Source organism: Paenibacillus sp. 05T425 (genome assembly GCF_056396205.1).
Genome location: NZ_JBFTLA010000196.1, coordinates 1 through 349 on the forward strand (window position 1 = coordinate 1; position 349 = coordinate 349).

The window sequence follows — 349 nt, forward strand, 5'->3', positions numbered from 1 at the left end:
ACCCGCACCAGCATGAACAGTGCGGCGGCCCAAGCGCTGAACGATGCGCTCAAAGCCAATGTCGACGACCCGCAAACCGTTGCCTCGGCGGTCATCCACGCCATTGCCGGTGACCGTCGCGACTTGTACCTGGGCTGGCCGGAACGCTTTTTCGTGCGCCTGAACAGTCTGTTGCCGCATCTGGTGGACCGTGGCTTGCGCAAGCAATTGCCGCTGATCCGTCGCCTGAGTCAGAAGCCCGATAAGGAGAGCCTCAAACCATGAAGAAAATTCTCACTTGCTTGTTGCTCGCCGTGCTGAGCCAAAGCGTCTGGGCGCTGGAAGCCGCCGATCAGCAGCGCCTCAATGC

The 349-nt window shown here is 60.7% G+C and carries 1 protein-coding gene; it reads left to right on the top strand.

From position 1 onward, the window contains the following. On the top strand, positions 1–264 hold a 264-nt coding region (locus AC1DF0_RS32740; protein ID WP_477577812.1), incomplete at its 5' end, for a hypothetical protein. Between the last annotated feature and the right edge of the window lie 85 nt (positions 265–349).